The organism is Halovivax sp. (genome assembly GCA_007119345.1).
Lineage (GTDB): Archaea > Halobacteriota > Halobacteria > Halobacteriales > Natrialbaceae > Halovivax.
In genome coordinates this window covers 21,905-28,313 of record SKPV01000134.1, presented here as the reverse complement: position 1 = coordinate 28,313, position 6,409 = coordinate 21,905, and the positions used below count along the sequence as shown (strand labels likewise).

Here is a 6,409-nt window from a genome sequence, read left to right as displayed (position 1 = left end):
TGGAGGGCGAACAGCACGGCCGTCAGGACGACGATCGCGCCGATGAACCCCTCGAGTGTGAAGGCCTGACCGCGGTCGTCGTCGGTGGATCTGGTTCGTCTCATTGTTACCACACCCTCACGGTGATCTTACAGGCGGGGTCGCAGTCGCCGTCGACGTCTGTCACGATGCGGGTCGCGCTCGCGCCGACCTGGTCGTCGTACTCATCGCCACCGGACAGGTCGACCGTCGGGTCCTCTTCCCCGATCGTGGTCACAGTGATGTTCACGCGGTCGAACGCGTGGCCGTCGGACGAGCGCAATCCAAGCTTATCCACGAGATCGTAACTCTCTTCGCTGTACGTATCGTCGAACTCGTCCAGATCTACGTGGTTCGGCTCACCCTCTTCCAGATCGTCCACGATCGTCGCCGCGATCCGGTCCGCCTGGGCCGTCTCGGCGCCGCCGCCGTCGGCGAACGGCGAGATGATCGTGGGAACGAACGAGAAGACGAAGGCGACCGCCAGGATGAAGATACCGATCCCGACGGCGAAGTCCTGGACCGTCTGGCCGCGCTCCTCGAGGCCGATCGACACCGTGCGTGGAGGGTCGTGGCGGCTCATGTTAGGCGACCAGAGACCAGCTGACGAGGGCGATCGACGACAGGACGATCACGTATTTCAGCCCGCTCATGAGGTTGGCGTCTCGCATGTAGCCGCTGATGAACCCCGAGAGGATGGCGTGCATCGTCACGGCGTGGAAGAACAGCAGCGACATCTGGGGGACGTCCACGTTCTCGCTGAAGTCGGCGTCCCCGGCCGGTCCGCCGGCCGCCTGGCCGGCGTCGGCGTCGCCTTCGACCTCCAGCCCGGACATCGTCTCGAGGAACTGGGTCTGTAAGATGGCGATCACGGCGAGCATCGTCATGAACGTCATGATGATGATCACGACCTGCATTCGGGTGCGAGACTTGCGGTCGCGCTCGATGTCGTCGTGGTTCTCGCTCGCGCGCGCCGCCGTGCGCAGGACGTCTGAGATCTGGTTGGAGGCCTCCTGGGCCTTCGCGATCAGCTTGACGGTCCGGGCGAGCCGCGGGATGTGATAGGAGTTGTTGAACTCGATCATCGCTTCCTTCAGGCTCATCCCGTAGTTGACCTTCGTGTGCATCTGCTCGAACTCGTTCGCGAGTTTCCCGGTCGTCGTGTCCGAGACGGCTTTGAGCGATTCGAGCAGCGTCAGCCCGGTGTCGTTGGCGCTCGAGAGTTTCCGCAGGTCCTCAGAGAGCGTGCCGACGACGGCGTGGCGCGATCGGACGTTCCACTCGTAGAAGACCGCGAGGGGGACGAGGGTCATGTACACCGGCAGGTAGACGTAGATGAAGGTCCCCCAGACCGGATTGTCGACCAGGCCGTCCCACGACGTCGGCGCCGAGCCGCTCACCATCGCGGTCGCCGTGACGACCAGCGCCGCCGGAACCGTCAGCGCCAGCGTGTACAGCGGCTGTTCCCGGAAGAAGTGGTGCGGTCGTTGGAGCACCTCCATCGTCTCGTGGGTCCCCTCCCGGTTTTTGATCCGGTCGAAGACGCTGTGCTCGCCGGTGAACTGTTCGACCAGCCCGAGGTCCAGCAGTCCCCGATCGTGCGTCGCCTCGAGTCGATCGTGCGTGCCGTCCGCGTCCAGGTAGCCGTCCCCGACCTCGTCGTGTTTGACCGTCGAGACGAGGACGATGAAGCCGATCCCGGTCAGGGGGATCAGCGCGTAGACGGCGATGAAGAGCATGCTGCTCGAGACGTCGGAATCCGGGATCATCTGCATGATCACCAGGATGATGATCAGCAACAGCGGGAACAGCGACAGCGTCATGTACATCTCGCCGAACAGCTCCAGGGTCTCGAGCGTGAGCTCCTGTTGCTGTTTGGCCGTCCGCATGTGCTTTTCCTTCTTGTCCTGCAGGAAGCTCTCCATGTCGCCGCCGCTGTTGACGATCGAGAGCATGTCGGTCAGAAACTGCGAGAGTTCGTCGCTGGGGGTCTCGATCGCCTGGTTGCGGATCGCCGTCCGGTAGTCGGTGTCGAAGTACTCGGTCTCGTTGACGATGCTCTGGAACTCCTTCGAGACCTCTCCGTAGGTGTCGTCGGCTTCGGCCATCGCCTGAAGGATCTCGAGCTGGTTGAGCCCGCCCACCGACAGCGCGTACATGAACGAGACGGAGTCGGTCAGCAGCATGTTGATCTCGCGCTTCCGGGCGGACGCCCGCGAGTACGGGACCGCCACGAGCGAGCCGAAGCCGAGCGCGAAGCCGATGGTACCGAAGACGATCCCGCAGACGACGATCAGCGTTGGGATCCGTAACGTACCCCAGAGCTCCAGCAACGTCTCGTTCGACATCGGGACGCCGAGGATGGTTTCGACTTCGATCAGGCCGGTCCCGAACAGCGCCCAGCCGATCAACAGCCCGAGGATCCAGAGAACGACGCCGCTGATGAACCCGATCCCCAGCGCCCGGGAGAGGTACATCTCGACCGTGTCGGTCATCCGGGCCTGCGCGAGCTTCGTCTCGACGTCGGCCACGAACTGGCTGTCCCCGCTGAACAGCCGGGCGTACAGCGGATAGAACGCGTCGCCCAGGGCGTCCGATTCTCCGAACTGACCGTCGACGTCGGCACCCCGCTGGAGGCTCATTTTTCGTCCTCCCCGTCGCCCTCGGCCTCCTCCCCGTCGGCCGTCGAGTCGGGTTCGCCGCCGAATATCGAGTCCTCCGTCGACTCGCCGCCGAACATCGGCCCGTCGTCATCGTCGTCTTCGGATTTCTCTCCCGAGAACACGGACTCCGCGTTCGACCCGAAGATGTTTTCGCCGTCCGAACCGGCGACGTCGTCACCCGCGTCGCCCTCGCCCGACGCGTCACCGTCGTCCATCTCGAAGACGTCGCCCGTCTCGGCGACCTCGTCGTCTGCCTCCGGCGTATCATCCGGGCTCCATCCGCTGCGGTCGTCCGTCTTCGGCGGGGCTCGCTTTCCGAGGTCCCACTCGGGCTCGCTCGAATCGCCGCTCGAACCGTCGGAGAAGATCGAGTCCATGTCCCGTTCCGGGAACATCGCGTCGAAGTCGGATGTGTCCGGACCGCCCGCATCCGACGCCGTCGAACCGGAGCGCTCGTCTGGTCCGGTCTCGGTCGACTCGTTTGTCATCGGATCTGCGGACTCGAGGGCCTCCAGCGTGTCTCGCATGTCCGTGAAGAGGCTCTCGATCCCGTCTCCGTCGTCGCCCGCTCCGGCCTCGCTCGCGGACGTCCCCGTCGATGACGCCTCGCCCGTCTCCGGTGTTGGTTCTTCGAGCTCGAGGGTATCCGGCTGTCCATCGTCGTCGAGTTCGCCCTCCGCGCCCGCCGTCTCGGCGATACCCCCCTCGAGTTCGGGTGCATCCGTGGGGGTCGTCGGTTCCTCGAGTTCCGGTCGCCGCTCCGCTGCATCCTCCGAGCTCGTGTGCGTACCGGTCCCTGCGCCGACGGTGGCCGCACCCGTATCGGTCCCCGTCTCGTCCTCTAGCCAGGCCGGTGCCTCGGCGGCTGCGCTCTCGGCATCCGTCGGCTCGTCGAACGTTAACTCGTCGGCATCGTCGGCGTCGTCCCAGTCCCCGATCTCGGTTCCAGCGTCGAACGCGTTGTCGAAGTCGAACGGATCGTCGTCCTCGGCCGAACCGAGATCGACCTGATCGGCGGTTTCGACGTCGCCGAGCGCGCTGGCCAGACCGCTCGGAACCTTTCCGCGATACTCCTCGAACAGCGATTCCTCGGCGCGCTCGAGGATGTCCATCGAGAGGTTGAACGTCTCGGAGGAGGCGTCCGGGCGCGGCACGAGTTCTTCTTTCTCCTGATCGACGTCGATGAGGACGCTCTCCATCTCCCGGAGGTCGTCGAGACTCTTTTCGAGCTGTCCGTTCGCGATCAGCGTCAGGATGGTCTCCTGGTCGTTGATGAACGCTTGAATCGTTGCCGCGACCTCGGCGTAGGTGTTGAGACCGTTCTTGATCAGGTACGCGAGGATGACCTTTCGCTTGAACAGCTCCTCCTGGAGCTTCTCGTGGGACCACCCCCTGTCGAACATGATCTCGTCGAGGGTGTTCGAGTCCCCCATCTTGAGGTACTCGTCCGTCTCGGCTTGCCACTGGTAGACGTCCTGGACGTTGATCTCGTCGTTCTCGGCCTCGTAGTGGTTGATCTCGGTCAGCGACTTGTTCCGGCGAACCTTCCGGCCCTGGACCCGCGTCTGGGTCTGGATGGAAACCAGATCTAGCGCCGTGAACATCGTCTTCGAGACGTTGATCGGGTCCGTCGTGAACCGCTTGAGCACCTCGTCGACGGAGTCCGCGTGGAACGTGGTGTAGGTGGTGTGACCCGTCGACATCACCTGGAAGAGCGTCCGGCCTTCTTCGCCACGGATCTCACCCATGACGATGTAGTCGGGGCGCTGGCGCAGTGCGGCCTCCAGTAGGTCGAACTCGTCGATGTCGCCCGTTGAGTCGTCGGAGAACGACGGGCGGGTCATCGACGCGATCCAGTTGCGCTGGGGGAGCTCGACCTCGCGGGTGTCCTCGATGGAGACGATCTTGGTGTTCGCGGGTATGAACAGCGAGACGGCGTTCAGGGAGGTCGTCTTCCCGGACGCGGTACCTCCGGCGAAGATCAGGCTCTTGTGATTCTCGATACAGAGCCAGAGAAACGCCATCTCGTCCAGGCTGAACGTGTTCCAGTTGACGAGGTCGATCGGCGTGAACGGGACGTCCTTGAACTGGCGGATGGTGTAGTTCGTCCCGTGGTCGGAGACCTCCTTGCCGAGCGTGAGTTGCGCACGCGAACCGTCCGGGAGCGTCGCGTCGACCTGGGGAAGGCGCTTGCTGATACCCTTTCCGGACCGCTGAGCGAGCTTGACGACGAAGTCGTCGAGGTCGTCCTCGCCGTGGTAGACGTTCGAGATGATCTGCTCGTACTCCGAGTGGTAGACGAACACCGGCGAGTTGTAGCCGTCACAGGAGATGTCCTCGACGTTGATGTCGTGTTTGATCGGGTCGATTCGCTCGTACCCGATGAAGTTTCGTTTGAGGAGGTACAGCAGTTTCTCGACCTGGTACTCGTTGAGCGTGTCCGGATCCTCCTCGAGGATGACCGGCTCCGGGCGGACTTCGATTCCCTCGAGCTGGGCCGGTCCGTCGGCGTCCCCGCCGTCCCCGCCGTCTTCGCCGTCTTCGCCGTCTTCGTCGTCGAAGAATTTCCTGAACGAATCGACGATGCCCAGTTCCGCCTTCGCGCTGCTCTCGGCGAAGAGATCGTACCGTTTGAGCAACCGCCTCGTCTCGCGCTCGATGACCGACCGTCGACCGTCCTCGTTCTGCTTCGTCTTGACGCTCTCTTCGGAGTACTTGATCGCGGTCCGCAGTTTCCCGGAGAGGAACGTCTGGAGCTCCGTCTCGATCTCGTTGCAGTAGGGTTCGATAACGTAGTACTTCTTCTCGTTTTCTTTCTCCGAGTGGAAGATGATGACGAACGCGTAGGGTTTGTTCACCCAGTAGCGTTCGGATTCCTGAAAGTGCCACTTCTTTTCGAGCGGGACCGCCTTCTCGAGGTCGTAGCGGTTGACGACCGTCGTGTTGCCGTCCTCCGTGGTGAAGAACTCGTCCTCGTCGAGTTCATCGCTCACGTTGACCGTCCGCTCGTCGACGACTTCGTCGAGGGCCATCGCCGCGTTGCCGGCCGCGTGAAGCTGAGCGCCGATCTCGTCTGGATCGAACCCGAGCGTCGCTTCGCCGTCGAATCGATCGATGCTCCCATCTCTCGCTCGCGGCCGACTCCCGTCGTCGTCGTAGTAGTACTCCCACTTGTAGTGTTCCCAGCTGTAGACGTCCTTCGTCACGGGGGTCGTCTCCGGATCGACGTGCTCCAGAAATTCGTTCCAGAGGTACTTCGCGTTCGGAGCCAACGTCTCCGTGATCACCGATTCCAGCTCGTCGGGGTGAACGCCGAGGTACGCCGTCGGGTCGAACTCGACCCGATCCCAGTCGTCCCCCCGGGGAACGCCCGCTCGCCCGTCCGCGTCGAGTCCGAGTTGGTTGCTCGCGGAGTCCGTTCCTTGCGGGTAGAGCGTCGACACCTCGGATCCGTGACCGTGCTCCGACATGAAATCGGCCCAGGTGTACGCGCCGACGCGAACGTCGGAGCCGGTCGTCGGCTCCCGGGTGTCCTCGTCGTCCGGCGCCGAACCTGTCGCGTCGCTTTCAGAAAACCCCGACGCGTCGGCGTGTTCAGCCTCGTCAATAGCCATTAAGACCCCCCAAACACTCACCCTTCAAAAAATTCATCCACAAATTATCACCTGTGATAACCCCGTCAATCGACGGTCTCGCCACCCGACTGCCAGAATTCCGTACCCGCGTCA

General features: G+C 63.2%; 3 protein-coding genes. All 3 read right to left on the bottom strand.

All coding sequences use genetic code 11. From position 1 onward, the window contains the following. Positions 1-106: 106 nt before the first annotated feature. The 3 genes from QZT59_RS09290 to QZT59_RS09280 are packed head-to-tail and all read right to left on the bottom strand — an operon-like array spanning position 107 to position 6,295. Positions 107-601, bottom strand: a complete 495-nt coding sequence (locus tag QZT59_RS09290) for a hypothetical protein (protein WP_290814662.1) — start codon at positions 599-601, stop codon at positions 107-109. A gap of 1 nt (position 602) precedes the next feature. Then, entirely contained in the window at positions 603-2,660 is a 2,058-nt protein-coding gene (locus tag QZT59_RS09285; protein WP_290814659.1) for a type II secretion system F family protein, read from the bottom strand. Next, positions 2,657-6,295 (bottom strand): ATPase, T2SS/T4P/T4SS family, encoded by a 3,639-nt coding sequence (locus tag QZT59_RS09280; protein ID WP_290814656.1) that lies wholly within the window; start codon positions 6,293-6,295, stop codon positions 2,657-2,659. The genes QZT59_RS09285 and QZT59_RS09280 overlap by 4 nt, the downstream gene beginning before the upstream one ends. Positions 6,296-6,409 lie beyond the last annotated feature (114 nt).